This is a genomic window from Lentzea sp. NPDC004782 (assembly GCF_040609115.1).
In the GTDB taxonomy this organism is placed as follows: domain Bacteria; phylum Actinomycetota; class Actinomycetes; order Mycobacteriales; family Pseudonocardiaceae; genus Lentzea.
In genome coordinates this window covers 92,372-114,623 of record NZ_JBEXJN010000020.1, presented here as the reverse complement: position 1 = coordinate 114,623, position 22,252 = coordinate 92,372, and the positions used below count along the sequence as shown (strand labels likewise).

At 70.8% G+C, this 22,252-nt stretch carries 24 protein-coding genes and 1 pseudogene; 15 read left to right on the top strand and 10 right to left on the bottom strand.

Annotated features, from left to right (window positions below):
* Position 1 precedes the first annotated feature (1 nt).
* Complete coding sequence (locus ABZV40_RS19975; protein WP_355443234.1) at positions 2-898, bottom strand: PDR/VanB family oxidoreductase; 897 nt, start codon at positions 896-898, stop codon at positions 2-4.
* Complete coding sequence (locus ABZV40_RS19970; protein ID WP_355443231.1) at positions 898-1,755, bottom strand: metal-dependent hydrolase; 858 nt, start codon at positions 1,753-1,755, stop codon at positions 898-900. Before ABZV40_RS19970 ends, ABZV40_RS19975 begins: the two co-directional genes overlap by 1 nt.
* A gap of 70 nt (positions 1,756-1,825) precedes the next feature.
* Here ABZV40_RS19970 and ABZV40_RS19965 point away from each other — a divergent pair, with 70 nt between their 5' ends.
* The gene (locus ABZV40_RS19965; RefSeq protein ID WP_355443228.1) at positions 1,826-2,437 is read left to right on the top strand and encodes a TetR/AcrR family transcriptional regulator; all 612 of its coding nucleotides are present in this window, start codon (positions 1,826-1,828) and stop codon (positions 2,435-2,437) included.
* Between the two features lie 3 nt (positions 2,438-2,440).
* Here the strand turns inward: ABZV40_RS19965 and ABZV40_RS19960 are convergent, their stop codons facing one another.
* From ABZV40_RS19960 to ABZV40_RS19935, 6 genes are all read right to left on the bottom strand, one after another.
* A complete protein-coding gene (locus ABZV40_RS19960) occupies positions 2,441-3,394 on the bottom strand; it encodes a class I SAM-dependent methyltransferase (RefSeq protein WP_355443225.1) in 954 nt (317 codons plus the stop codon).
* A gap of 100 nt (positions 3,395-3,494) precedes the next feature.
* A complete protein-coding gene (locus ABZV40_RS19955; protein WP_355443222.1) occupies positions 3,495-4,340 on the bottom strand; it encodes a GDSL-type esterase/lipase family protein in 846 nt (281 codons plus the stop codon).
* A gap of 64 nt (positions 4,341-4,404) precedes the next feature.
* The gene (locus tag ABZV40_RS19950) at positions 4,405-6,600 is read right to left on the bottom strand and encodes a heavy metal translocating P-type ATPase (RefSeq protein ID WP_355443220.1); all 2,196 of its coding nucleotides are present in this window, start codon (positions 6,598-6,600) and stop codon (positions 4,405-4,407) included.
* Positions 6,590-7,417: a hypothetical protein gene (locus ABZV40_RS19945; RefSeq protein WP_355443217.1), complete on the bottom strand. Its 828-nt coding sequence runs from the start codon at positions 7,415-7,417 to the stop codon at positions 6,590-6,592. The genes ABZV40_RS19950 and ABZV40_RS19945 overlap by 11 nt, the downstream gene beginning before the upstream one ends.
* Positions 7,414-7,623 carry a heavy-metal-associated domain-containing protein gene (locus ABZV40_RS19940; RefSeq protein ID WP_355443214.1) on the bottom strand — a complete coding sequence of 70 codons (210 nt, stop codon included), beginning with the start codon at positions 7,621-7,623 and terminating at the stop codon, positions 7,414-7,416. The genes ABZV40_RS19945 and ABZV40_RS19940 overlap by 4 nt, the downstream gene beginning before the upstream one ends.
* Positions 7,624-7,642: 19 nt before the next feature.
* Complete coding sequence (locus ABZV40_RS19935; protein ID WP_355443211.1) at positions 7,643-7,924, bottom strand: metal-sensitive transcriptional regulator; 282 nt, start codon at positions 7,922-7,924, stop codon at positions 7,643-7,645.
* Positions 7,925-8,065: 141 nt separating this feature from the next.
* Here ABZV40_RS19935 and ABZV40_RS19930 point away from each other — a divergent pair, with 141 nt between their 5' ends.
* Positions 8,066-9,976 carry a potassium transporter Kup gene (locus ABZV40_RS19930; protein WP_355443208.1) on the top strand — a complete coding sequence of 637 codons (1,911 nt, stop codon included), beginning with the start codon at positions 8,066-8,068 and terminating at the stop codon, positions 9,974-9,976.
* Positions 9,977-10,397: 421 nt separating this feature from the next.
* Here the strand turns inward: ABZV40_RS19930 and ABZV40_RS19925 are convergent, their stop codons facing one another.
* Positions 10,398-11,018: a TetR/AcrR family transcriptional regulator gene (locus tag ABZV40_RS19925; RefSeq protein ID WP_355443204.1), complete on the bottom strand. Its 621-nt coding sequence runs from the start codon at positions 11,016-11,018 to the stop codon at positions 10,398-10,400.
* A 117-nt stretch (positions 11,019-11,135) separates the two neighbouring features.
* Here ABZV40_RS19925 and ABZV40_RS19920 point away from each other — a divergent pair, with 117 nt between their 5' ends.
* The 4 genes and pseudogenes from ABZV40_RS19920 to ABZV40_RS19905 all read left to right on the top strand — a co-directional run bounded on the left by ABZV40_RS19920 (position 11,136) and on the right by ABZV40_RS19905 (position 13,752).
* A complete protein-coding gene (locus ABZV40_RS19920) occupies positions 11,136-11,471 on the top strand; it encodes a DoxX family protein (protein ID WP_355443201.1) in 336 nt (111 codons plus the stop codon).
* Positions 11,468-12,391 carry an amidohydrolase family protein gene (locus ABZV40_RS19915; protein ID WP_355443198.1) on the top strand — a complete coding sequence of 308 codons (924 nt, stop codon included), beginning with the start codon at positions 11,468-11,470 and terminating at the stop codon, positions 12,389-12,391. The genes ABZV40_RS19920 and ABZV40_RS19915 overlap by 4 nt, the downstream gene beginning before the upstream one ends.
* A gap of 21 nt (positions 12,392-12,412) precedes the next feature.
* Positions 12,413-12,505 (top strand): annotated as a pseudogene (locus ABZV40_RS19910) (hypothetical protein); the annotation flags it as partial.
* 119 nt (positions 12,506-12,624) lie between these two features.
* A complete protein-coding gene (locus ABZV40_RS19905; RefSeq protein ID WP_355443195.1) occupies positions 12,625-13,752 on the top strand; it encodes a helix-turn-helix domain-containing protein in 1,128 nt (375 codons plus the stop codon).
* A gap of 1 nt (position 13,753) precedes the next feature.
* On the opposite strand, the gene ABZV40_RS19900 is transcribed toward ABZV40_RS19905, so the two are convergent.
* Positions 13,754-14,164, bottom strand: coding sequence for a ribonuclease domain-containing protein (locus ABZV40_RS19900; RefSeq protein ID WP_355443193.1), 411 nt, complete (start codon positions 14,162-14,164; stop codon positions 13,754-13,756).
* A gap of 243 nt (positions 14,165-14,407) precedes the next feature.
* Between ABZV40_RS19900 and ABZV40_RS19895 the strand changes: the two genes are divergently transcribed.
* The 9 genes from ABZV40_RS19895 (at position 14,408) to ABZV40_RS19855 (ending at position 22,168) form a co-directional block, all read left to right on the top strand.
* Positions 14,408-15,298, top strand: a complete 891-nt coding sequence (locus ABZV40_RS19895; protein ID WP_355443190.1) for a cellulose binding domain-containing protein — start codon at positions 14,408-14,410, stop codon at positions 15,296-15,298.
* 100 nt (positions 15,299-15,398) lie between these two features.
* On the top strand, positions 15,399-16,115 hold the full coding sequence (gene pcaH / locus ABZV40_RS19890) for a protocatechuate 3,4-dioxygenase subunit beta (protein ID WP_355443365.1): 717 nt from the start codon (positions 15,399-15,401) through the stop codon (positions 16,113-16,115).
* Positions 16,108-16,614 carry a protocatechuate 3,4-dioxygenase subunit alpha gene (locus ABZV40_RS19885; RefSeq protein ID WP_355443187.1) on the top strand — a complete coding sequence of 169 codons (507 nt, stop codon included), beginning with the start codon at positions 16,108-16,110 and terminating at the stop codon, positions 16,612-16,614. Before pcaH ends, ABZV40_RS19885 begins: the two co-directional genes overlap by 8 nt.
* The gene (locus ABZV40_RS19880; protein ID WP_355443184.1) at positions 16,611-17,714 is read left to right on the top strand and encodes a lyase family protein; all 1,104 of its coding nucleotides are present in this window, start codon (positions 16,611-16,613) and stop codon (positions 17,712-17,714) included. The genes ABZV40_RS19885 and ABZV40_RS19880 overlap by 4 nt, the downstream gene beginning before the upstream one ends.
* Positions 17,715-17,728: 14 nt before the next feature.
* A complete protein-coding gene (locus ABZV40_RS19875; protein WP_355443362.1) occupies positions 17,729-18,070 on the top strand; it encodes a carboxymuconolactone decarboxylase family protein in 342 nt (113 codons plus the stop codon).
* A complete protein-coding gene (locus ABZV40_RS19870; protein ID WP_355443181.1) occupies positions 18,067-19,236 on the top strand; it encodes a 4-hydroxybenzoate 3-monooxygenase in 1,170 nt (389 codons plus the stop codon). The genes ABZV40_RS19875 and ABZV40_RS19870 overlap by 4 nt, the downstream gene beginning before the upstream one ends.
* 77 nt (positions 19,237-19,313) lie before the next feature.
* Positions 19,314-20,183: an ATP-binding cassette domain-containing protein gene (locus ABZV40_RS19865; RefSeq protein ID WP_355443179.1), complete on the top strand. Its 870-nt coding sequence runs from the start codon at positions 19,314-19,316 to the stop codon at positions 20,181-20,183.
* Positions 20,184-20,235: 52 nt separating this feature from the next.
* Complete coding sequence (locus ABZV40_RS19860) at positions 20,236-21,252, top strand: ABC transporter permease (RefSeq protein ID WP_355443359.1); 1,017 nt, start codon at positions 20,236-20,238, stop codon at positions 21,250-21,252.
* 4 nt (positions 21,253-21,256) lie between these two features.
* Complete coding sequence (locus tag ABZV40_RS19855) at positions 21,257-22,168, top strand: Gfo/Idh/MocA family oxidoreductase (protein ID WP_355443176.1); 912 nt, start codon at positions 21,257-21,259, stop codon at positions 22,166-22,168.
* Positions 22,169-22,252 lie beyond the last annotated feature (84 nt).

The following is a 22,252-nucleotide window of genomic DNA, read 5'->3' as shown; positions in this document are numbered from 1 at the left end:
TTCACAGCTCCTCCAGGACGAGTCGGTCACTGCTCGGCCGGTCCACGCAGATCCGCACGCCGCCGACCTCGCACGTGCCGCAGAACCCCTGCCGGCACGAGTAGGCGACCGACGGCCGGAAGTCCCTGATCACGTCGAGCGCCGACCGGTCGGCGGGCACGTCGAGGGATACCCCGCTGCGGCGCAGTTCGACCGTGAACGGCCGTCCGCCGACGATCGGCGGCGGGCTGAACCGCTCGAAGTGCAGCCAGCGCGAGGAGAACTCGGCGCGGACCTGGTCGAGCATCGACGCCGGACCGCAGCAGTAGACCGCGCCGCCCGGTTGCGCGTCGGCGAGAAGCGGGCCGCCGCGGCCGATCCTGATGTCGGCCCGGCCGATCGGCAGCTCGTCCAGGAACGGCATGGCTTTGGTCGACCGGCCGCAGTAGACGAGCCGCCAGTCCAGGCCTGCTCTCGCGGCCGCGTGGACCATCGGCAGGATCGGTGTGATCCCGATGCCGCCCGCCACGAACAGCACCGGTCCGATGCCGGCGAACGGGAACGCGTTGCGCGGCCCCCGCACCTGGACGCGGTCGCCGATCTTCAGCGCCTGCACCTCGTGTGATCCTGAGCCGACCGCGCGGACCGCGATGCGGTAGGTGGGGGCGGCGGGGTCGCCGCACAGCGAGTACTGGCGCCGCAGGCCGCTCGGCAGGTGCAGGTCCAGGTGGCAGCCGGGTTGCCACGGCGGCAGCGCCCGGCCGCCCAGCCGGAGGCTCACCACGCCGTCGGCCACCTCGGCGCGTTCGACGACGTCGAGCCACAGGGCATCGCGGGCGGAGCCGGGCCGCGCGCGGCCGCCGAAACGGGTGACGGCGGCGTCGTAGAGCTCGCCGAACCGGGTCAGGCCATGCAGCATCAGTGCGCCTCCCGCGCCGCGGGTGACGACGCCAGGTACGCGACCGCCTGCGCCGTCGACCCCTCCTGCTTCGGGTGGTACGCCGGGTGGAAGTACCGCAGGAACGCCCGGAAGATCTCCGACAGCCTCGGCAGCAGCCCGCGCCGCCCGGCCCGCATCGCCTCGCGCCACGTCAGCCGCACCCGAGCGGTCCGGTCCGCGCGCACCAGGAACCGCGCGCCGCGCACCCACAACCAGAACAGCACCGGCGCGACCAGCAGCATCGTCCGCGCCCGCCGCACGTACCGGCGGTCGAGGTGGCGCATCAGGTCGTACGCGACGCTGCGGTGCTCGACCTCCTCGGCCGCGTGCCAGCGCAGCAGGTCGAGCATCACCGGGTGGATGCCGGCCCGGTCGAGCGCCTGGGCGTTCAGCATCCAGTCGCCCAGGTACGCCGTGAAGTGCTCGACGGCCGCCACGATCGCGACCCGTTCGATCAGCTGCTCGCGCGCCTGCTCGTCGGTCAGGCCCGGCCTGGGGCCGAGGATGCGCCGGAACACGTGCTCCATCTGCCGGGTGAACGGCCGCGGGTCCAGGCCGCCCGCGAGCAGGTGGTCGAGCACCTCGCTGTGCGCCTCGGCGTGCATCGCCTCCTGCCCGATGAAGCCGAGCACGTCCTCGCGCAGCGTGTCGTCGGAGATCAGCGGCACGGCCTGCTGGAACGTCCGCACGAACCAGCGCTCGCCCTCGGGCAGCAGCAGGTGCAGGACGTTCATGACGTGCGTCGCCACGGGCTCGTCCGGGACCCAGTGCATCGGCAGGGTCGACCAGTCGAACCGCACGTCACGAGGCTGCAGAACGAGGTTGTCCGGCTCCATCGCCTACCTCCGGCAATTACTACGCGGCCGTAGCTTTGTGAAAGCTACGCCACCGTAGCAATATGGTTCCGTGAGCACAACGCGCCGGAAGTACGCTCGCCGCCTGCCGCCCGAGCAGCGCCGCGAGCAGCTGCTGGACGCCGCCCTCAGCCTGATTCCGGCAGGGTTCGACACGGTGACGATGGAATCCGTCGCCAAACAGGCCCAGGTGACGAAACCTGTCCTCTACGACCTCTTCGCCAACCGCGCCGAACTGATCGGCGCCCTGCTGGAACGCGAGGCCGCCAGGGCCACCGAGCAGGTCATCGCGGCCCTGCCCACCGACTTCGCCACCCGCTCACCGGACGACGCCTTCGCCGACGCCGTCCGCGTCTTCGTGCACGCCGTCGTCGAGGCCCCCGACCGCTGGCGCCTGGTGCTGCTGCCACCCGAGGGCACGCCGCGCGAGTTCCGCGCCCAGGTCGAGCTGGTGCGCGCGGGCGTCCTCGCCCAGATCGAGGACCTGGCCGCGCTGGGCCTGAAGGAGCTGGGCGGCCTGGACGACCTCGACTCGGGCCTGCTGGGTCACGCGATGCTCGCGCTGGCCGAGATGTCGGGACGGCTGGTGCTGACCGACCCGGAGAAGTTCACCCCCGACCGGCTGGTGGCCTTCGTGACGCGGATCGCGCACGGCTTGCGCTGAGCACTACCGCCTGGTTCGGACGTGCGCGAGCAGCGCGAGCCCGGTCGGGTCGTGGCCGATCGAGACGTCGCAGCCCGGCAGCAGCGAACGCACAGCGGCCTCGTCGCGCTCGATCAGCGACCACTCCATCAGGAACTCGAGCGGCCACCGGAACGGGTTGCCCACCCCGATGCAGGAGAAGTGGAACGTGCCGCCCGGTCGGCACAGCCTGGTCAGCACGGCCTCGGTCAGGCGGACGGCCGCGCGGTCGTTGAGGTAGTCGTACAGGCCGTTCGCGAGCACCAGGTCGAACGGCCCGAGCTCCGCCAGGGGCCCGAGCGCGCGGAAGACGTTGCCGGGCACCGCGGTGGTGAAGTCGCCCAGCAGCCCGAGCCGCTTCTGCGCCAGCGCCAGTGCGTCCGGGTCGACGTCGGTGAGCACGAAGCGGTCGCCGGGGCGGACGACGCCCGGCGGGACGTGCCGCAGGTCGGGCGCGGCACCGGAGGCGATCAGCAGCACCGACCGCGGGCCGTTGCGCGGCGCGGTCAGCACGTCGCTGATCAGCCGGGCCTGGTGCAGCACCCGGTTGCGCAGCTGCTGGGCGATCGCCGAGCTCTGCAGGCTCGCCTCGACGTGCCACCCGAGGGTGCCCGGCGTGGCGCCGTTGGCCTGCGCCATCACGTGCTCGACCAACCGGAAGTCGCTCGGGTAGCCGCGCGCCCATTCCTGCTCGCTGCGCATGAACGGCGTCCGCGCGCACGCCGACCGCGCCGGTTGGACGATCGCGGCGATGTCCTCGTCCGGCACACCCGCGAGCACGCCGGCGCCGATCTGCGTGCCGAGCGTGCGGAAGCGCCCTCCGACCAGCATGTGCGTCGCGGGATCGGCGAGGTTGAACTCCTTCTCACTGCGCAGGAAGCCGTCGACGGCGTCGCTGAGCCGGTGCAGGGCGTCCATGCTTTGCGGGAGCACTGTCATCGAACACTTCCTCGCTGCGGCAACGGTTCCCGAGCCTGTCAGTCGGCGCCGCCGCCCGACAGAGGCTTTCGGGTAATACGGAGCCGACCCCGCCCGCAGTTCAGTGACCCGCCGCCATGATCGCGTCCGCGATCGCCTGATGCCCCGCCGGCGTGGGGTGCACGTCGGACTGGTCGCAGAAGTACGTCAGCGTGCACACCTCGGCCACCGAGGCCGGGATCTGGCCGTACTTCGGGTGCTCGGTCAGCTCCGTCAGCGCCCCGTACCCGCCGGTCGTCTTGGTGATGTCGGCGAACTTGGCGCCGAACTTCGCGTACTCGGTGGCCATCTCGCCGTTGAAGTCCTCGTACAGCGACACCGACGAACGCGCCAGCTCCTCGCCGTTCGGGAAGGCGGGGTTCACCCACGCGCCCAGGAACACGTCCGGGTACGTCAGTCCGACGATCGTCACGTCCGGCGCGGCCTCGCGGATGCGGGTGAGCGCGGTGGCGATGTTGGTCTTGGTGTCGGTGAGGGCGCCGGTCGCGCACTCGAGCGGGTTGTCCGCCACCGCGCACGGCTCCACCAGGTCGTTGCCGCCGATCACCAGCGTGACCAGGCCGACCCTGCCGGTGCGCAGCTCGTCGACGGTCGCGTCGATCTGGGTCCTGCCGTTCGCCTCCGGGCCGCACGCGGGCTCGGTGAGGAGCTCGGCGGAGGTGACGCCGTTGCAGGCGAGGTTGACGAGGTTCAGGCCCTCGCGCTTGGCGATGATGTCGGCGAAGCTCTCGCCGTTGCCGACCGGTGAGAAGCCGGTGGCGTAGGAGTCGCCGAGCGAGATGTAGATCTGCTGCCCGGCCTTGAGGTCACCGCCCGCCACCGGCGCGGCGGAAGTGGTGTCCTGCGGTCTCGAGGTGCACGCGGCCAGCGCAGTCACCAACGCGATGACCAGGACGAACCTCGGCACACCCGCTCCTATGCATCGGGAACTGATGTGCCGAGGGTACTGAACCGGTCGTGAGACCACTGTGTTAGGCGAAGGTGCGCAGCCGCAGCGAGTTCGTGACGACGAACACGGACGAGAACGCCATGGCCGCGCCCGCGATCATCGGGTTGAGCAGGCCGAGCGCGGCCAGCGGCAGGGCGGCGACGTTGTAGGCGAACGCCCAGAACAGGTTGCCCTTGATCGTCGCCAGCGTGCGGCGGGACAACCGGATCGCGTCCACGGCGGCCCGCAGGTCACCGCGCACCAGTGTGAGGTCACTGGCCTCGATCGCGACGTCCGTGCCGGTGCCCATGGCGAGGCCCAGGTCGGCCTGGGCGAGCGCGGCGGCGTCGTTCACGCCGTCACCGACCATCGCCACGACGCGGCCGGAGTCCTGCAGGCGCTTCACGACGTCGACCTTGTCCGCGGGCAGCACCTCGGCGATGACCTCGTCGACGCCGACCTCGGCGGCCACGGCACGAGCGGCGGCCTCGTTGTCACCGGTCAGCAGCACCGGGCGCAGGCCGAGCCCGCGCAGGCCCTCGATCGCCTCCTTCGAGGTGGGCTTCACGGTGTCGGCCACGACGAGCACGCCGCGAGCCTTGCCGTCCCACGCGACCAGCACCGCCGTGCGGCCCTGCCGTTCAGCGGCCTCCTTGGCCTCGGCGAGCGCCGGGTCGAGCCTGATGCTCCAGTCGTCGAGCAGCTTCTGCCGGCCGACGAGCACCGCGTGTCCGTCGACGACACCCTGAACGCCGAGTCCCTCGACGTTGCGGAAGTCCTCGACGGCCGGCACCTCGCCCGCCGCCTTCGCGACGGCCCTGGCGATCGGGTGCTCCGAGGCGTGCTCCAGCGCACCGGCGAGCCTGAGGACCTCGGCCTCGTCCTCGGCGGTGTGCACGCTCACCAGGCTCATCCGGCCGGTGGTCACGGTTCCGGTCTTGTCGAGCACGACCGTGTCGACGCGCCGGGTGGACTCCAGCACCTCCGGACCCTTGATCAGGATGCCGAGCTGGGCGCCGCGTCCCGTGCCGACGAGCAGCGCGGTCGGCGTGGCCAGGCCCAGCGCACACGGGCACGCGATGATCAGCACCGCGACCGCCGCCGTGAACGCCGCACCCGCGCCGCCGCCCGTGCCGAGCCAGAAGCCCAGCGTGCCGACGGCGAGGGCGATCACGATCGGCACGAACACCGCGGAGATCCGGTCGGCGAGGCGCTGCACCTCGGCCTTGCCGTTCTGCGCGTCCTCGACCAGCTTCGCCATCTGCGCGAGCTGGGTGTCCGAACCGATCCGAGTGGCCCGCACGACGAGCCGGCCGCCCGCGTTGACCGTCGCACCGACGACCGGGTCGCCCGGCCGCACCTCGACGGGCACGGACTCGCCGGTGAGCATGCTCGCGTCGACCGCGGAGCTGCCCTCCTCGACGACACCGTCGGTGGCGATCTTCTCGCCGGGCCGCACGACGAACCGGTCGCCCTGGCGCAGCTCGCCGGTCGGGACGCGCACCTCACCGCCGTTCCGCAGCACCGCGACGTCCTTGGCGCCCAGTTCGAGCAGTGCCCGCAACGCCGCTCCGGCGCGGCGCTTGGACCGCGCCTCGAAGTAGCGCCCGGCCAGGATGAACGTCGTGACGCCCGCCGCGACCTCCAGGTAGATGTTGCCGGTGCCGGCCATCCGTTCGACGGTGAACGTGAACCCGTGCGTCATGCCCGGCGTGCCCGCGGTGCCCAGGAACAGCGCGTAGAGCGACCACAGGAACGCCGCGCCGACGCCGAGCGAGATCAGCGTGTCCATCGTGGCGGCGCCGTGCTTGAGGTTCGTCCACGCGGCCTTGTGGAACGGCCACGCGGCGTACGTGACGACCGGTCCGGCGAGGGCGAGCGACAGCCACTGCCAGTAGGTGAACTGCAGCGGCGGGATCATCGCGAGCGCGATCACCGGCACGGCCAGCACGGTCGCCGTGATCAGCCGTTGCCGCAGGGTCTTGGTCGGGTCGTCGTCCTCTTCGGCGGGGGCGTCCGGCGCCTGCGGGAGCTCGGCGGTGTAGCCGGTGTCCTCGACGACCTTCACCAGGTCGGCGGGGGTGAGGTTGCCCGGGTAGCTGATCCTGGCCTTCTCGGTCGCGTAGTTGACCGACGCCTCGACCCCGTCCAGCTTGTTGAGCTTGCGCTCGATCCGCGCGGCACAGGAAGCACAGGTCATGCCGCCGATCGAGATCTCGACGGTGGTCTCAGTGGCCATGACCGCCCTCCTCACGGGTCGTCAGCGTGAACTCGGCCGTGCGGACCTCGTTCTCGTGCTGGAAGTCCAGGAACAGCCGGTACGTCCCGGCCGTCGGCACCTCGACGGCGAACTTCACCTCGTCGCCCTGCTCCGGGTGCACGTGCAGGTACGCGAGGTCGGCCGACCTCAGCGCGACCAGGTGTCCCTTGGCGCCCAGGTAGTTCTGCAGGTCGGTCACCGGCTTGCCGTCCCTGGTGATGCCGATGGTCACGGTGGACGCGGCACCGGCATCGAGGTCGCCGTCGAGGGTTACCTCGTAGCCGTCGACGGTGAACGTGCGGTTTTCGGCGTGGTGCCGCGGCCGGTAGTCGCCCGCGACCTGGAGGTCGGCGCCGAGCGTGGTCTTCGGACCGTCGGTCGGCTTGAAGTCGGCGAACACGCGGTAGCTGCCCGCTTCGGTCAGCTCGAGCGGCACCGACCACATGCCGTCCGGCGTCATTTCGGGGTGCACGTGCCGGAAGCCCGACCCGTCGCGGCGGACGACGATCAGGTGCAGCCGCTTCTCGTGCTCCACGTCGAACTTCGTGACGGGCTTGCCGCCCGGACCGCTGATGTGGAAGCCGAGCGACTCGTTCTCGTGCAGCCGCAACGTGTAGCCGTTGTCCGAAACGGACAGTCCGGGCGGGACCTTCGCCGGTTCGGCGCTGTGTTCGTCGTGCGTCACAGGTGTTTCCGGCTTGGTGAGCGGACCGGCGGCCGCGCCCGCGGCCCAGGTGCCGCCGAAGACCACGGCCAGCGCCACGCCGTAGAGCGCGACCTTGTACCCGGTCCTCATCGCTCGGCCAGCTCGTAGCCGGCCTCGGCGACCGCGGCCCGCACGTCGTCGAGCGCGACCGGCGCGGCGCTGGTGATCGTGAGCCGGCCGGTCGGCAGGTCGACGGCCACGTCGCTGACGCCGCTGATCCGGCTGACCTCCTCGGTCACCGAGCTGACGCAGTGGCCGCAGGTCATGCCGTTGACGGTGTAGCTGGACTCGCTCATGGTTCGTACTCCTCACGGGTCAGGAACGGACCAGGCGGGCGATGGCGTCGCCGGCTTCCGCGATCTTCGCGTCGGCCGCGGTGCCGCCCTCGCTGATGGCCTGGCTCACGCAGTGCCTGAGGTGCTCGTCGAGCAACCCCAGTGAGACCGCCTGCAACGCCCGTGTGGCCGCGGAGATCTGGGTGAGCACGTCGATGCAGTACTCGTCGTTCTCGATCATCCGCTGCAGGCCGCGGACCTGCCCCTCGATCCGGCGGAGGCTGCGCAGGTGGGCGTCCTTGTTCCCGGCGTAGCCGTGCATGTCTCGCTCCTTCTCCGGCCACCGCGCGGCCGGCTGTCACGCCGGGGGAGCGGTGGGCTCACCTCATTTATACCCTAGGGGGGTATGGGTATGTCAAAGGTTGGCCGTGCGACGGGTGTGAGAGGTGGCTATCTTCCGCAGGTGACTGATCGACAGCAGGTCGCGCACGGCACCGTCCGTCCGGCGGTGATCGTCGGAGCGCTCGGCGTCGTGTTCGGCGACATCGGCACCAGCCCGATCTACACGATCCAGACGGTCTTCAACCCCGCCGACCCGCACCCGGTCCCGGTGAGCGTCGACAACGTCTACGGCGTGGTGTCGCTGGTCTTCTGGTCGGTCATGATCATCGTGACCGTCACCTACGTGCTGCTGGCGATGCGCGTCGACAACGACGGCGAGGGCGGCATCATGGCCCTCATCACGCTGCTGCGGCGGTGGAAGTCGAAGCAGGGCCGGAAAGCGGCGGCCACGCTCGCGGCGCTGGGCGTCTTCGGCGCCGCCCTGTTCTTCGGCGACAGCATGATCACCCCGGCGATCTCGGTGCTGTCCGCGGTGGAGGGCCTGAAGGTCGTCGACCCGGACCTGGAACGGTTCGTCGTGCCGATCACCGCGGTGATCATCGTGGGCCTGTTCCTGGTGCAGCGCAGGGGAAGCGCGGTCGTCGGCCGGTTCTTCGGGCCGGTGATGATCCTGTGGTTCGTCTCCATCGGCGCGGCCGGGATCGCGGGGATCGCCGGCCATCCGGAAATCCTCAAGGCGCTGTCGCCGACGTACGCGATCGGGTTCCTGTTCGGGCACTTCGGCATCGCGTTCTTCGCGCTGGCGGCGATCGTGCTGGCGGTGACCGGTGCCGAGGCGCTGTACGCGGACATGGGCCACTTCGGCCGGCCCGCGATCGCGCGCGGGTGGCTGTTCCTGGTGCTGCCGGCGTGCGTGCTCAGCTACCTCGGGCAGGGCGCGCTGGTGCTCGCCGACGAGTCCAACGTCAGCGGGCCGTTCTTCCTCCTCGTGCCCGAGTGGGGGCGCTGGCCGACGGTGGTGCTCGCGACGGCGGCGACCGTGATCGCCTCGCAGGCGGTGATCACCGGCGCGTACTCGGTGGCCGCACAGGCCGCCCAGCTCGGGTACCTGCCGCGGTTGCGGATCGCGCACACGTCGGAGGCGACGATGGGGCAGATCTACGTGCCGTGGATCAACTGGCTGCTGATGGTGTCGGTGCTGACGCTGGTGTTCGCCTTCCGCAGCTCGGCGGCGCTCGCGTTCGCGTTCGGCATGGCGGTCACCGGCACGATCACCATCACCACGACGCTGTTCCTGTTCATCTCGCGCCTGAAGTTCGGTGCGCCGGCCTGGGCGATCGCGCTCGGGTGCGTCGTGCTGCTGGGCGTCGACCTGCTGTTCCTCGCGGCCAACCTGACCAAGCTGCTGCACGGCGCGTGGCTGCCGCTGCTGATCGGGCTCACCGCGTTCACGGTCATGACGACGTGGCAGCGGGGTAGGGCGGTGGTCACCAGGAACCGCAGCCGGGCCGAGGGATCGCTGCGGGCGTTCGTCGAGGAGCTGCACGAGCTGTCGCCCACCCGAGTGCCGGGCACGGCGGTGTTCCTCAACCGCGGCAAGGAGAGCGCGCCGCTCGCCCTGCGGGCCAACGTCGAGCACAACCAGGTGCTGCACGAGCGCGTGGTGGTCGTGTCGATCGAGACCGAACCCGTACCGCGCGTGCCGCCGGACCGCCGCATCGAGGTCGACGAGCTCGGCTACGGCGACGACGGGATCATCCACGTGAGCGCGCGCTTCGGCTACATGGAGACGCCGGACGTGCCCGCCGCACTGGCGTTGCTGGACGCGTCGCAGACCGAGGGCGAGCTGGACCTCGACCAGGCGCGGTACTTCCTGTCGAAGATCGAGCTGCGGCGCGGCCAGGCACCCACGATGGCGGCGTGGCGCAAGCGGTTGTTCGTCGCCACCTCCCACATCACCGCGGACGCCGCCGAGCACTTCGGGTTGCCCCGTGAGCGAACAGTGATCATGGGCGCGCACATCGATGTTTAGCTGAGGGCACGACGCCCCGCCTGGACCTGGAACCGACGACCGGGCGTTCCGCCGTCGTACTGGTCGCGGACGTCCCCGGCACGGGCAAGAGCACGCTCGCCGAGGCGTTGGCGGGGTGCCGCCCGACGACAACGTGGACGAGGTGGTGGACCTGCAGCTCACCTCCTCCGTGGCCGCGGCACGTCCAGCGCATGCGCGGGCTGTGGTAGCCGTGGGACGACGATCACCTGGTGCTCGACTCGGCCGTGGAAACCCCCCGGACAGCTCGCTGAAGCGGGTCCTGGACGTGGCTGGAAGTTCTGTCCGTCAGCGTCCCGAACGCAGCGTGCCGGGTGCTCGATGAAGGGACCCTTCCTGCACCTGGAGTGGATGAAGGCGCCCTTCATCGACAGCGAACGCGCACAGGACTGTGGCCAGGCGGTCAGGCGTCGAGGTCCGGTAGCGGCCGGCGGCTGATCTCGCGGGCCTCGTCCGCCGGCACTCCCAGCATGCGCAGCAGGTCCTCGGCGATCTGGTCGGTCGCCGCCGCGTCGTCGCGCTCGGGTTCGGCGTGCAGCAGCTGGCCGAGTGCCAGGACGGAGCCCGCGGCGATCACCAGGGCCAGTTCGGGGTCGGCGACTGTGAAGCGGCCGGCCGCGAGTGCCGCGTCGATGTCGCGGCGGGCCCGGTGCGCGAGGCCCCTGCCCGACTTGGTGAACTCGAAACCGTTGTGCAGGAGCACCTTGCTGAGTTCCGGCAGGCGCCGGTGCATCCGTCCGGTGAGCCGGAAGCTCTGCGCGAACACGTGCGCGGGGTCGTCGATGCCGCCGGTGAGGTCGTCGAGCACCTGGCCGAACGTGTCCAGCGCGTTCTCCAGCGCCGCCTGGAACAGGTCTTCCTTGCTCTCGAAGTGGTTGTAGAACGAGCCCATCCCGACGTCGGCGCTCTGCGTGATCTCCAGGATCGGGGCGTTGAGCCTGCCGTTCGCGATGAACTCCTGCGCCGCGCGGACCAGTGCGGCACGGGTGCGGGCCTTGCGGCGCTCCAGGCGGTTCTCGGTCACCCAGGCAGTCTAGTCGAACGTCACAACTGATGGAATCGTCAGAAACTGCTTGACTGAAGATGTGTTCGTAACTCCTGATTCCATCAGGAACCGCTACGCCGTGATCTGGAGCCTGCAGTGACCGTCACCCTCGCCGTTCTCGTCGCCCTGATCTTCACCGCCCTCGGCACGATGAAGGTCCTCGCTCTGCCCCGGGCGCGTGAGCTGGCCGCCCACTCCGGCTTCTCCGTCATCGCCTACCGCGGCATCGGCGCCCTGGAACTCGCCGGTGCCGCCGGCGTCCTGCTCGGCCTCGCCACCCCGTTGCTGGGCGGTCTCGCCGGAGCGGGCCTGCTCCTGCTCCTCGCCGGCGCAGTGATCACGCACGTGCGCAACGAAGACGCCCTCCCGCAGCTCGCGCCGGCCGTCGTGTGCGCGTTGCTCGTCATCGGATATCTGGTGGTGCTTCTGTGAACCGCATCGACACGCATCAACACGTCGTCCCGCCTCGCTACGCGGAATGGTTGCGCGACAAGGGAATCGAGCCCGGCGGTGTCGCCGTCCCCGACTGGTCGGAGGACGGCGCGCTGAAGTTCATGGACGGCCACGGGATCCAGACCGGGATCCTGTCGCTGTCCACCCCCGGCGTGCACTTCGGCGACGACCGGGAGGCCCGCAGGTGGGCCCGCGAGATCAACGAGCTGTGCGCGGACCTGCGGGACCGGCGTCCCGACCGGTTCGGCACCTTCGCCACGCTCCCGCTGCCCGACGTGGACGGCGCGATCGAGGAAGCCGCCTACGCGCTGGACGTGCTCAAGGCGGACGGCATCGTCCTGATCGCCAGCTACGAGGGCCGCTACCTGGGCGACGAGACCTTCCGCCCGTTGCTGGAGTTCCTGCACGAGCGCGACGCCGTGGTGTTCGTGCACCCCGGCGAGCTGCCGGCCCCGCCGGTGCCCGGCATCCCGTCGTTCACCGCGGACTTCCTGCTCGACACCACCCGCACGGCGATCAGCCTCGTCCTCTCCGGCGCGATGGAGCGGTACGCGGGCATCCGGTTCATCCTCGCGCACGCCGGCGGGTTCGTGCCCTACATCGCCTACCGCATCATGCTCACGATGGCGAAGGAGGGGCTGGCCCCGAGCCTCGACGTGCTGAAGAAGTTCTACTACGACATCGCGATCTCGGCGACGGCCGCCGCGCTGCCGAGCCTGCTGGAGGTCGCCGACCCCGGCCACGTCACCTACGGCAGCGACTTTCCGTTCGCGCCGCCGATCGCGGTCGACCTGATCAACGCCCAGTACGAGGAGTACCCGCTCGACCCGGCGCTGCGGACCGCGATCGACCGGGGCAACTCCGAGGCGTTGTTCCCGCGCCTGAAAGGAAAGCCGTGACGCCGCGGCAGCACCGATCGGGGCGCACTCCTGGTGCGCCCCGATCGGTTCGTGGCCTGGCGATCAACAGGGGAGACCGCAGACCCGTTGAAGGGTGGTGCCAACGCGAATTAATCTCGCGTAATTGAACTAACCAGGGAGAACCGAGCGAGGGATAGGGCCCGGCCACCAAACGGCGACGGCTGTGTTGTGGCCGGCGCACAACCGGGCTCGTGGGAGGTGCTGTGCCGGGTATGTCCGCAATGGTGCGGCAGGTGCTCGAAGCCGTCGCGGCCGACGAGAAGGTGGTCGAACGGGTCGTCGACGCCGCCCGCGGCCACTCGCCGGAGGTCGCGAGGCTGCCCGCCGAGGAGAACCGGCGGCACATCGCGTTCCTGCTCGCGGAGGGCATCGCGCACCTGGAGCGCGGCGGGTCGCCCGACGACGGCGACTTCTCGGCGGCGCTGGCGCTGGGTGCCGACCGCGCGGCTCAGGGCGTGTCGATGGCCGGGCTGTTGCGGGGAGTGCACGCCGGACGGACCGAGCTGATCCGCGCGAGCGTCGAGCTGGCCCGGTCACTGGCGGTCGACGACGGCGCGATCCTGGACTTCATGATCGACCTCGACCACTACGTCGGCGCGGTCGAGCGCAACATCGTCAGCGGGTACCACACGGCCGAGCTGCAGCTGTCCCGAACGGCCCGTGAGCTGAACACCCAGGTGCTGCGCCGGTTGCTGGTGTCCGGCGACTTCCCGGACGCGTCCGAGCTCGCCCGTGCCGGACTTCGACCGGACGGGCGCTACCACTGCGTCGTGTCGGCGGTGACCGACCCGAGTCACGCGCGGACGCTGGAACAGCGGCTGCACCCGTTCGGCGGCGTGTACGGGCTGGTCGAGGGACGGCTCGCCGGGCTCACGCACCTGCCGCCGACCTGGTCGGACGACCTGCTGGTGGTGTCGCCCGCGACCGCGCTGAAGTCGTTGCGGGGCATGTACTCCATGTGCGCGCAGGCCCTGGCCGCGGCCGGAGGCTCCGGCGTGCGGAACCTGGTCGACCTCGCCGGTGAGACCGCTCTCGCCGCGTTCCCCGGGCTGGCCGGCACGCTGGTGGACGAGCTGCTCGGACAGCTCGACCCGAAGAGCACGTTCCACCACGAGATGGTGGCGACGGCGTTGTGCTACCTGGACAACGGCGGCCGGCTCAGCGCGACGGCGTCGGCGTTGCACATCCACGCGAACACCGTGCGGTACCGGCTGGACCGGCTGGTGGAGCTGACGTCGGCAGACCTGGGCGAGAACCCGGACGCGGAGCGGTCGCACGTGCTCGCAACGCTGCACACCTGGTGGGCGCTGCGGTCGTGGCTCGACCGCAGCGCCCGTTGACTCACAGGCGGTAGAAGTTCGAGTAGTGGTCCGGCGAGAAGTAGACGGCGCCGGTGGTCATGTCCACGACGATCCGGTACGCGTCACGCCGCGCTCCGCACGAGCGCGGGTAGACGTCGAACTCCTGGTAGCTGTCCTCGGAGGGCAGCTGGCCGTCGCGGTTGGAGAACACGCCGCCCGCGAAGTTGCACCTTCCGTCCGGCCAGTCGTACCACGTGCGGTCGACCGGGTAACCCATCGACTTCCACGTCGAGTTCGCGGAGCGCGCGGCGGCACAGCGCGACATCGTGCAGCTGTCGTAGACGTCGGCACTGGCAGCCGGTGCGGCGACCACGGTCAGGCCGAGCACGGACGCGACGATCGCGAGAGCGGCGAGCAGGCGGTGTGCCCGCTTCGGTTGCAGGGTTTGCACTTCAGACCTCCATCGGCAGGGAACCTGGACGCCGTGATCATTTCTGGTGATCACCACCAAACGATGAACGGAAGGCGACCAGCCGCGCAACACCGCCGTTGGTCTGTTAACGCTCGCATACCGTTGGTGTGAACGGCCCTGAGCGGCCAGGGCTGATTCCACGTGCGGCAGACTCTGAACGCCCGAGTTGATCAACGCCGAACAGCCGATTGCGGACGCTGCCTCCGGCGATAGGTTTGCGCAATGGCAGCACGGAAGCACTTGTTGGTGCTGTTGACCCTGCTCACCGCCGCGTGCACGGTGGAGCAGAGCGGCACGCCCTCGCCTGCACCAGGAGGTTCTTCCTCGACGCCTGCCGAGAAGGCCATGTCCACAAAGGTGCGTGCCGTCATCGACGGCCGCACCGTCGAACTGGCCGACGGCACGAAAGCCCGCATCTCGCTGCTCGCCGAGCCGAGCCCCTGCGCTGCCGCCGCGGCGCTGGAGTTCGCGCAGAAGACGTTGGTGGACAAGGACGTCCAGGTCGGCAGCATCACGCCCGGTGAGGTGACGCTGCTGCTCTCGGACGGCACGGACTACGCGTTGCTGGCCGTCAAGAACGGCATCCTGCGCACCACCGGCGTCGACGGCGGCCCGATGATGGAGGCGGAGTCCAAGGCCTCCAAGGCGAAGCTCGGGCTGTGGGCGCAGGACTGTCCGACGTCGACGACCCCGCCGACCCCGGTACCCCCGCCGCCTCCACCACCGCCTGCCGCCGCCACCTCCACCTCTGCCACCACCCCGCCGCCACCGCCACCTCCGGCGCCGCCCTCGCCGCCGTGCGTTGTCGTCTACCGGGTCAACGGCCAGTGGCCGGGCGCGTTCCAGGCCGAGGTGACCGTGCGCAACGTCAGCGGCGCGCTGATGAACGGCTGGACGTTGCGCTGGCGTTTCCCGGACGGGCAGACCGTCGCGCAGATGTGGAACGGGTCGGTGTCCCAGTCCGGTGGGGACGTCAGTGTGACCAACACGAACTACAACGCGTTGATCGTGCCGAACGGCTCGGTGTCGGTCGGGTTCAACGGTTCGGTGCACGGCCGGAACTCGGCGCCGACGTCGTTCTCGCTGAACGGCACGCCCTGCACGACCGCGTGATCAGCGGTGGTGCGGGGGTTTCCGGTGAGTGGAAACCTCCGGTCGACGGCGACCGCCGCCCGCCCTAGCGTTCGACCCCGTGACGACCAGTCAGCAAGAGATCAGCGACGAGATCGCGAAGATCCAGGCCGACTCACCGGCGGGTGCGCCGCTGCTGGACTTCCGGCCCTACCGCAGCAGCCTGCTGCGCCACCCGACCAAGGAGTTCCGGTTGGTCGACCCGGAGGGCGCCGAACTGCTCGCCCCGGTGTTCGGCCACTCCGACGTCGCTGCGGTCGAGTCGGACCTGACCATCCAGCGCGGCGGCGAGCCCATCGGCGAACGCATGCGCGTCCACGGCCGGGTCGTGGACGGCGACGGACGGCCGGTGCGCCGCCAGCTCGTCGAGATCTGGCAGGCCAACGCCGCGGGCCGCTACTCGCACCAGGGCGACCAGCACCCCGCGCCGCTGGACCCGAACTTCACCGGCGTCGGGCGGTGCCTGACCGACGACGACGGCTGGTACTCGTTCACGACGATCAAGCCCGGCCCCTACCCGTGGCGCAACCACCACAACGCCTGGCGGCCCGCGCACATCCACTTCTCGTTGTTCGGCACGGACTTCACCCAAAGACTGATCACCCAGATGTACTTCCCCGGCGACCAGCTGATCGCGCTCGACCCGATCGCCCAGTCGATCACCTCACCGGCCGCGCTGTCCCGGCTGATCGCGTCCTACGACCACGCGCAGTCCGAGCACGAGTGGCTGCTCGGCTACCGCTGGGACATCGTGTTGACCGGCAGCCACGCGACCTACCTGGAGCCGTCCGATGACTGAGTCCGTTCTCGGGCCCACGCCCGGCCAGACCGTGGGGCCGTTCTTCCACCACGCGCTGGCCTACCCCGGCGACGCCGAGCTGGTGCCGTTCGGGTCGGCGGGGTCGGTGGTGCTGCACGGGTACGTCCACGACGGGGCCGGCGATCCGGTGCCGGACGCGCTGATCGAGATCCGGCAGGCCGACGCCTCCGGCGTGGTGCCCGTGGTCGGCGGGTCGCTGCGGCGGCGCGGTGCCGGGTTCACCGGGTGGGGCCGCTGCTGCACCGACGCCGCCGGGCACTACTGGTTCAGCACGGTCGAGCCCGGCCTGCCGTTCTTCGCCGTCACGGTCTTCGCCCGCGGCCTGCTCGACCGGTTGTTCACCCGGATCTACCTGCCCGGCGCCGACGGCGCGCTGGACGGGCTGGTGGCCGCGCGGGAGGACGACGGGCGGCTGCGGTTCGACCTCCACCTGCAGGGGCCGTCGCAGACGACCTTCTTCAAGTTCCCGCGGACGTGACGGTGCTCCCAGGGGCGCATCGCGCTGCCGGACTGGTCGACGACGCCGCGCTGGTCCGGGCGATGCTGGACGTCGAGGTCGCGTGGGCACGGGTGCTGGGCAACTCGATCTCGGTGGATCCGTGGGTGCTCGATCCCGCCGAGGTCGAGGCGGCCGGGAACCCGGTGCTGCCGTTGGTCTCCGGCCTGCGGGAGCGGGTTTCCGGACCGGTCCACACCGGACTGACGAGTCAGGACGTGCTCGACACCGCCCTGATGTTGCTGGCGCGCGAGGTCGTGACGCGCGTGTCCGCGGACTTGGCGCGCGTCGGCTCCGCGCTGGTCGGCCTGGCCGACGAGCACCGGTCGAGCGTCATGGCCGGACGGACGCTGACGCAGTTCGCCGTGCCGATCACGTTCGGGCTGAAGGCCGCGCGGTGGCTGACGGGCGTGCTGGACGCCTTGGACGAGCTGTCGGCCGTGGTGCTGCCGGTGCAGTGCGGTGGTGCGGCCGGGACGTTGTCCCGCGTGGCAGGCGACCCGGTCGCGGCCGCGTCCACCTTCGCCGGGTACCTGGGGCTGGTGTGGCCGGGGTTGCCCTGGCACACGCATCGGGCGCCCGTCACGCGTCTCGGGGACGTGCTGGTGCGGGTGTGCGACGCGCTCGGGGTGCTGGCCGCGGACGTGCTGACGCTGGGACGGCCGGAGATCGGCGAGGTGTCCGAGGGTGCCGTGGCCGGGCGGGGCGGGTCGTCGACCATGCCGCACAAGCGCAACCCGGTGCTGGCCGTGCTGGTGAACAGCGCTGCCCTGCAGGCGCCGCAGCTGGGTGCGCAGCTGCACCTGTGCTCGGCGCGGGCGGTGGACGAGCGGCCGGACGGGGCCTGGCACGCGGAGTGGCCGGCGTTGCGGTCGCTGCTCGAACTGGCGGTGGTGGCGGCGTCACAGGCCGCCGAGCTGGTCGAGGGCCTCGAAGTGCATGCCGGCGTGATGGCCCGCAGGGCCGCCGGGGCCGCGGGGGAGTTGCTGGCGGAGCGCGGTGGCGGCACGGACCCGGCTTCGTACCTGGGGGCCGCGGAGTCCTTCGTGGACGTCGTGCTGAAGAGGTGGGAGAAGCGGTGACGTACGACGACGGCATGAAGGTCCGGCGTGAGGTGCTCGGTGACGCGCACGTGGACCGGGCTGCGCCGGACGACTTCACGCGGGACTTCCAGGACTTCATCACGCGCTACGCGTGGGGCGAGGTCTGGACGAGGCCGGGGCTGGACCGGCGGATGCGCAGCGCGATGACGTTGACGGCGTTGATCGCGCGGGGCCACTGGGACGAGTTCAGGATGCACGTGGCGGCGGCCCGGCGGAACGGGCTGAGCGTCGAGGAGATCGGTGAGGTGATCCTGCAAAGCGCGATCTACTGCGGTGTGCCCTCGGCCAACCACGCGTTCGGGATCGCCCGGCAGGTTCTGAAGGAGGATGCGTGACTCGCACCCAGGTGGGCATCGTGGGCGCCGGACCGGCCGGGCTGATGCTCTCGCACCTGTTGTCGCTCAACGGAATTGACAGCGTCGTGGTCGACTGCCGGACGCGGTTGGAGATCGAGAACACCGTCCGCGCGGGCATCCTGGAGGCAGACAGCGCACGGCTGCTGGTCGACACCGGCGTGTCCGACCGGGTGCTGCGCGACGGTCATCCGCACGAGGGCATCGACCTGCGGTTCGGCGGCGAGAGCCACCGCATCGACTTCCGGGCGCTGGTGGGCGAGTCGGTGTGGCTGTACCCGCAGACCGACGTGTTCGTCGACCTGGCCGACGCCCGCGCCCGTGACGGCGGCGACGTGCGGTTCGGGGTCAGTGACACCTCGGTGGACCTGACCGGCCCCGTGATCCGGTTCGTCGACAGCGACGGTGTCCGGCAGGAGGTCTTCTGCGATCTCCTGGTCGGTGCGGACGGATCGCGGTCGATCTGCCGGGCGCAGGTGCCGGAGTCCGTGCGCACGCACAGCTTCCGGGAGTACCCGTTCGCCTGGTTCGGCATCATCACCGAGGCGCCGCGCAGTGCGCCGGAGCTGGTCTACTCGCACTCGCCGCACGGGTTCGCGCTGATCAGCCAGCGCACCGAGACGCACCAGCGGATGTACTTCCAGTGCGACCCGGAGACCGATCCCGCCGACTGGTCGGAAGACCGGATCTGGTCGGAGCTGCAGACCCGGGTGGCCGGACCGGACGGCTTCACGTTGAAGGAAGGGCCGATCACCGAGAAGACGGTGCTGAGGTTCCGGTCGTTCGTCGCGGAACCCATGCGGTACGGCAACCTGCTGCTCGCCGGCGACGCCGCCCACACCGTGCCGCCGACCGGCGCGAAAGGACTGAACCTGGCGCTGGCGGACGTGCGGGTGCTGGCCGAGGTCATCGAGCGCGCTCTGCTCAAGAACGACCGTGACGCGTTGGACGAGTACGGGCCGCGGGCGCTGGGCCGGGTGTGGAAGGCGCAGCACTTCTCGTACTGGATGACGACGATGCTGCACGCGTTGCCCGGCGCGACGGACTTCGACGTGCGGCGGCAGCTCGGTGAGCTGGCGTCGGTGGTCGGGTCGCGGGCGGGGTCGCGGTTCCTGGCCGAGGGCTACACCGGCTGCTGGCCGGGTTAGCCCGTGAGGAGTCATCCGCGAGGAGGATGCCGGGCGGATGACGCGATCTTGGTACGAACCGCATAACGTTCCGGGGCATGTTGACTGTGAGGGGGATCTGCCGGAGCTTCGGCGACCACCGCGTCCTCGACGGGGTGAGCTTCGACGTGCGGCCCGGCAGGATGACGGGCTTCCTGGGCGCCAACGGTTCCGGCAAGACGACGACCATGCGGATCGTGCTGGGGGTGCTCGCCGCGCACGGGGGTTCGGTGAGCTGGCACGGCAAGCCCGTCACCCCGGCGGACCGGCCGCACTTCGGCTACATGCCGGAGGAACGCGGCCTCTACCCGAAGATGAAGGTGCGCGAGCAGATCACGTGGCTCGGCCGGCTGCACGGCGTCGACCGGACGACGGCGCAGCGCAACACCGACCAGCTGCTCGACGACCTGGAGCTCACCGAGCGGGCGGGTGACCGGCTGGAGCAGCTGTCGCTCGGCAACCAGCAGCGCGTGCAGATCGCGGCCGCGCTGGTGCACGACCCGGACGTGCTGATCCTCGACGAGCCGTTCTCCGGCCTCGACCCGATCGCCGTCGAGACCGTGCTCGACGTCCTGCGCAAACGGGCCGCGAACGGTGTGCCCGTGCTGTTCTCCAGCCACCAGCTGGCCATCGTGGAACGGCTCTGCGACGACGTCGTGATCATCTCAAGGGGACGGATCGCCGCCGCGGGTTCGCGGGAGGAGCTGCGCGACCGGCACGCGACCGCGCGCTACGAGATCGTCGTCGCGGAGGATGCCGGCTGGATCCGCGACGTCGCGGGCACGACGATCCTCGACCTCGACGGGCCGCGCGCGGTCTTCGAGCACGAACCCCAGCGCGTGCTCGCGGAAGCGGTGCGACGCGGCGAGGTCCGCTCGTTCACGCCGGTCGTGCCCACGCTCGACGAGATCTTCAAGGAGGTGATCTGACGTGGCCCGGGCCTCCTTCGCCCAGGCGACCTGGCTCGTCGCCGAACGCGAGATGAAGACTTTCGTCAGCAGCAAGGGTTTCTGGATCGGCTTCCTCGCCACGATCGCCGGACTCTTCGCGCTGACCGTGCTGCCGACGGCGTTCGGCGGCGGCGACCCGAAGGTCGCGGTGGTCGGTTCGGCCGTGCACGCGGTGCAGGGCAAGCAGCTCGACGTCCGCGAGGTCGCCGACGTCCAGGCCGCCGCGGACCTGGTCAGGGCCGACGAGGTCGAGGCGGCGGTCGTCCCGGACGGCGGCGGGATCAAGGTGCTCGCGCTCAACGACCCGCCGAACGACGTGATCCGCCAGCTCGTCGCGGCACCACCGGTCGAGCTGCTGGACCCGGCCGCGGTCGACTCAGATCAGCGGTTCGTCACGGTGCTGGTGTTCGGGCTGGTGTTCCTCATGTTCGGCATGGGCGGCGCGGCGATCGCGCAGAGCACGGTGACCGAGAAGCAGACCAGGATCGTGGAGATCCTCGTGTCGACGGTGCCGGTGCGGGCGCTGCTCGCGGGCAAGATCCTCGGGCACGTGCTCCTGACGCTGGGCCAGGTCCTGGTGCTCGCGCTGGCCGCGCCGATCGCGCTGCGGGTCGCCGGGCTGTCGGAGCTGCTGGCCGTGGTGGTGCCGGCGCTGGGGTGGTTCGTGCCGTTCCTGATGCTCGGGTTCGTGCTGATCTCGTCGATGTGGGCGGTCGCGGGCGCGCTGGTCAGCCGGCAGGAGGACCTCGGCTCGACCATGGGCCTGGTGATGCTCGCGGTGATGGGCCCGTACTTCGGCGTGCAGTTCTTCTTCGACAACCCCGCTGTGCTCGCTGTGCTGTCGTTCGTGCCGTTCACCGCCGGAGTCGCGATGCCGGTGCGGATGTTCGCGCAGCAGGCGCAGCCGTGGGAGGCGCTGGTCTCGCTCGGCCTCCTCGCGGCGACCGTCGTGGTGATCCTCCTGGTCGCGTCGCGGCTCTACACCGGTTCGCTGCTGCAGACCGGCGCGCGGGTGAAGCTGTCGCGGGCGTGGGCACCGGCAGAATAGGCGCATGATCGCTGTTCCGATTCGTCTCGCCGTCGTCGGCCTGGGCGCCATGGGCACCCGGATGCTGGCGGCGGCGCAGGCGCACCCCGGCTACACCGTGGTCGCGGGCGTCGACGTCGCACCCCGCGCGCTCGACGTCCCCGTCGTCACCTCACTGGGCGACGTGCTGTCCGATGTGGACGCGGTGTACATCGCCACCCCGCCCGCGCTGCACGCTCGCCTCGCGGCCGAGGCGTTCGCCGCGGGCAAGGCGGTGTTCTGCGAGAAGCCGCTGGCCGTCGACCTCGACGAGGCCCGCGCGATGGCTCGGGCGGCGGCAGGCCTGCCGAACGCGGTGAACTTCGCGTTGTCGGACATGGCGGCGACGCTGGAGATCGAACGGCGGCTGCCCGAACTGGGTGAGCTGCGGGGTGTGGAGATCAGGCTGCAGTTCCCGCGCTGGCCACGGGCGTTCCAGTCCGGGGCGGCCTGGCTCGCGCGGCCGGAACAGGGCGGGTTCGTCCGCGAGGTGTTGTCGCACTTCGTCTATCTCACCGACCGGCTGCTCGGACCGTTGACCGTCGAGTCGGTGTCGTCGGACTTCCCGCGGGCGGATGCCGCCGAGGTGGCCGCGCGCGGCGTGCTGAGGGGCGGTGGCGTGCCGGTGCACGTGTCCGCGTTCTCGCAGCTGGCGGCTCCCGAGGTCTACGAGTGGACGGTGTGGGGCACCGAACGGTCGCTGCGCCTGGACCAGTGGACTGATCTGTCCAGTTCGGACGGTAGCGCCTGGGAGCCGGTCTCGTTGGCGCGCAACGGTTCCGACTACTCGCGGCTCACGTTGTTCGCCCGGGCGGTCCGGGGCGACCACCCGCGCGACCTCGCGGACTTCGCCGCCGGTCTTCGGGTGGCCGAGGTGATCGAGGCCTTCCTGCGGTGAAGCGGTTGCCGTGGGGGGGTTGGGGCGGGAGCGCCCCACGCGCGCGGAGGTCGCCCCCCCGAAACACCGCAAACCGCGCCCCGG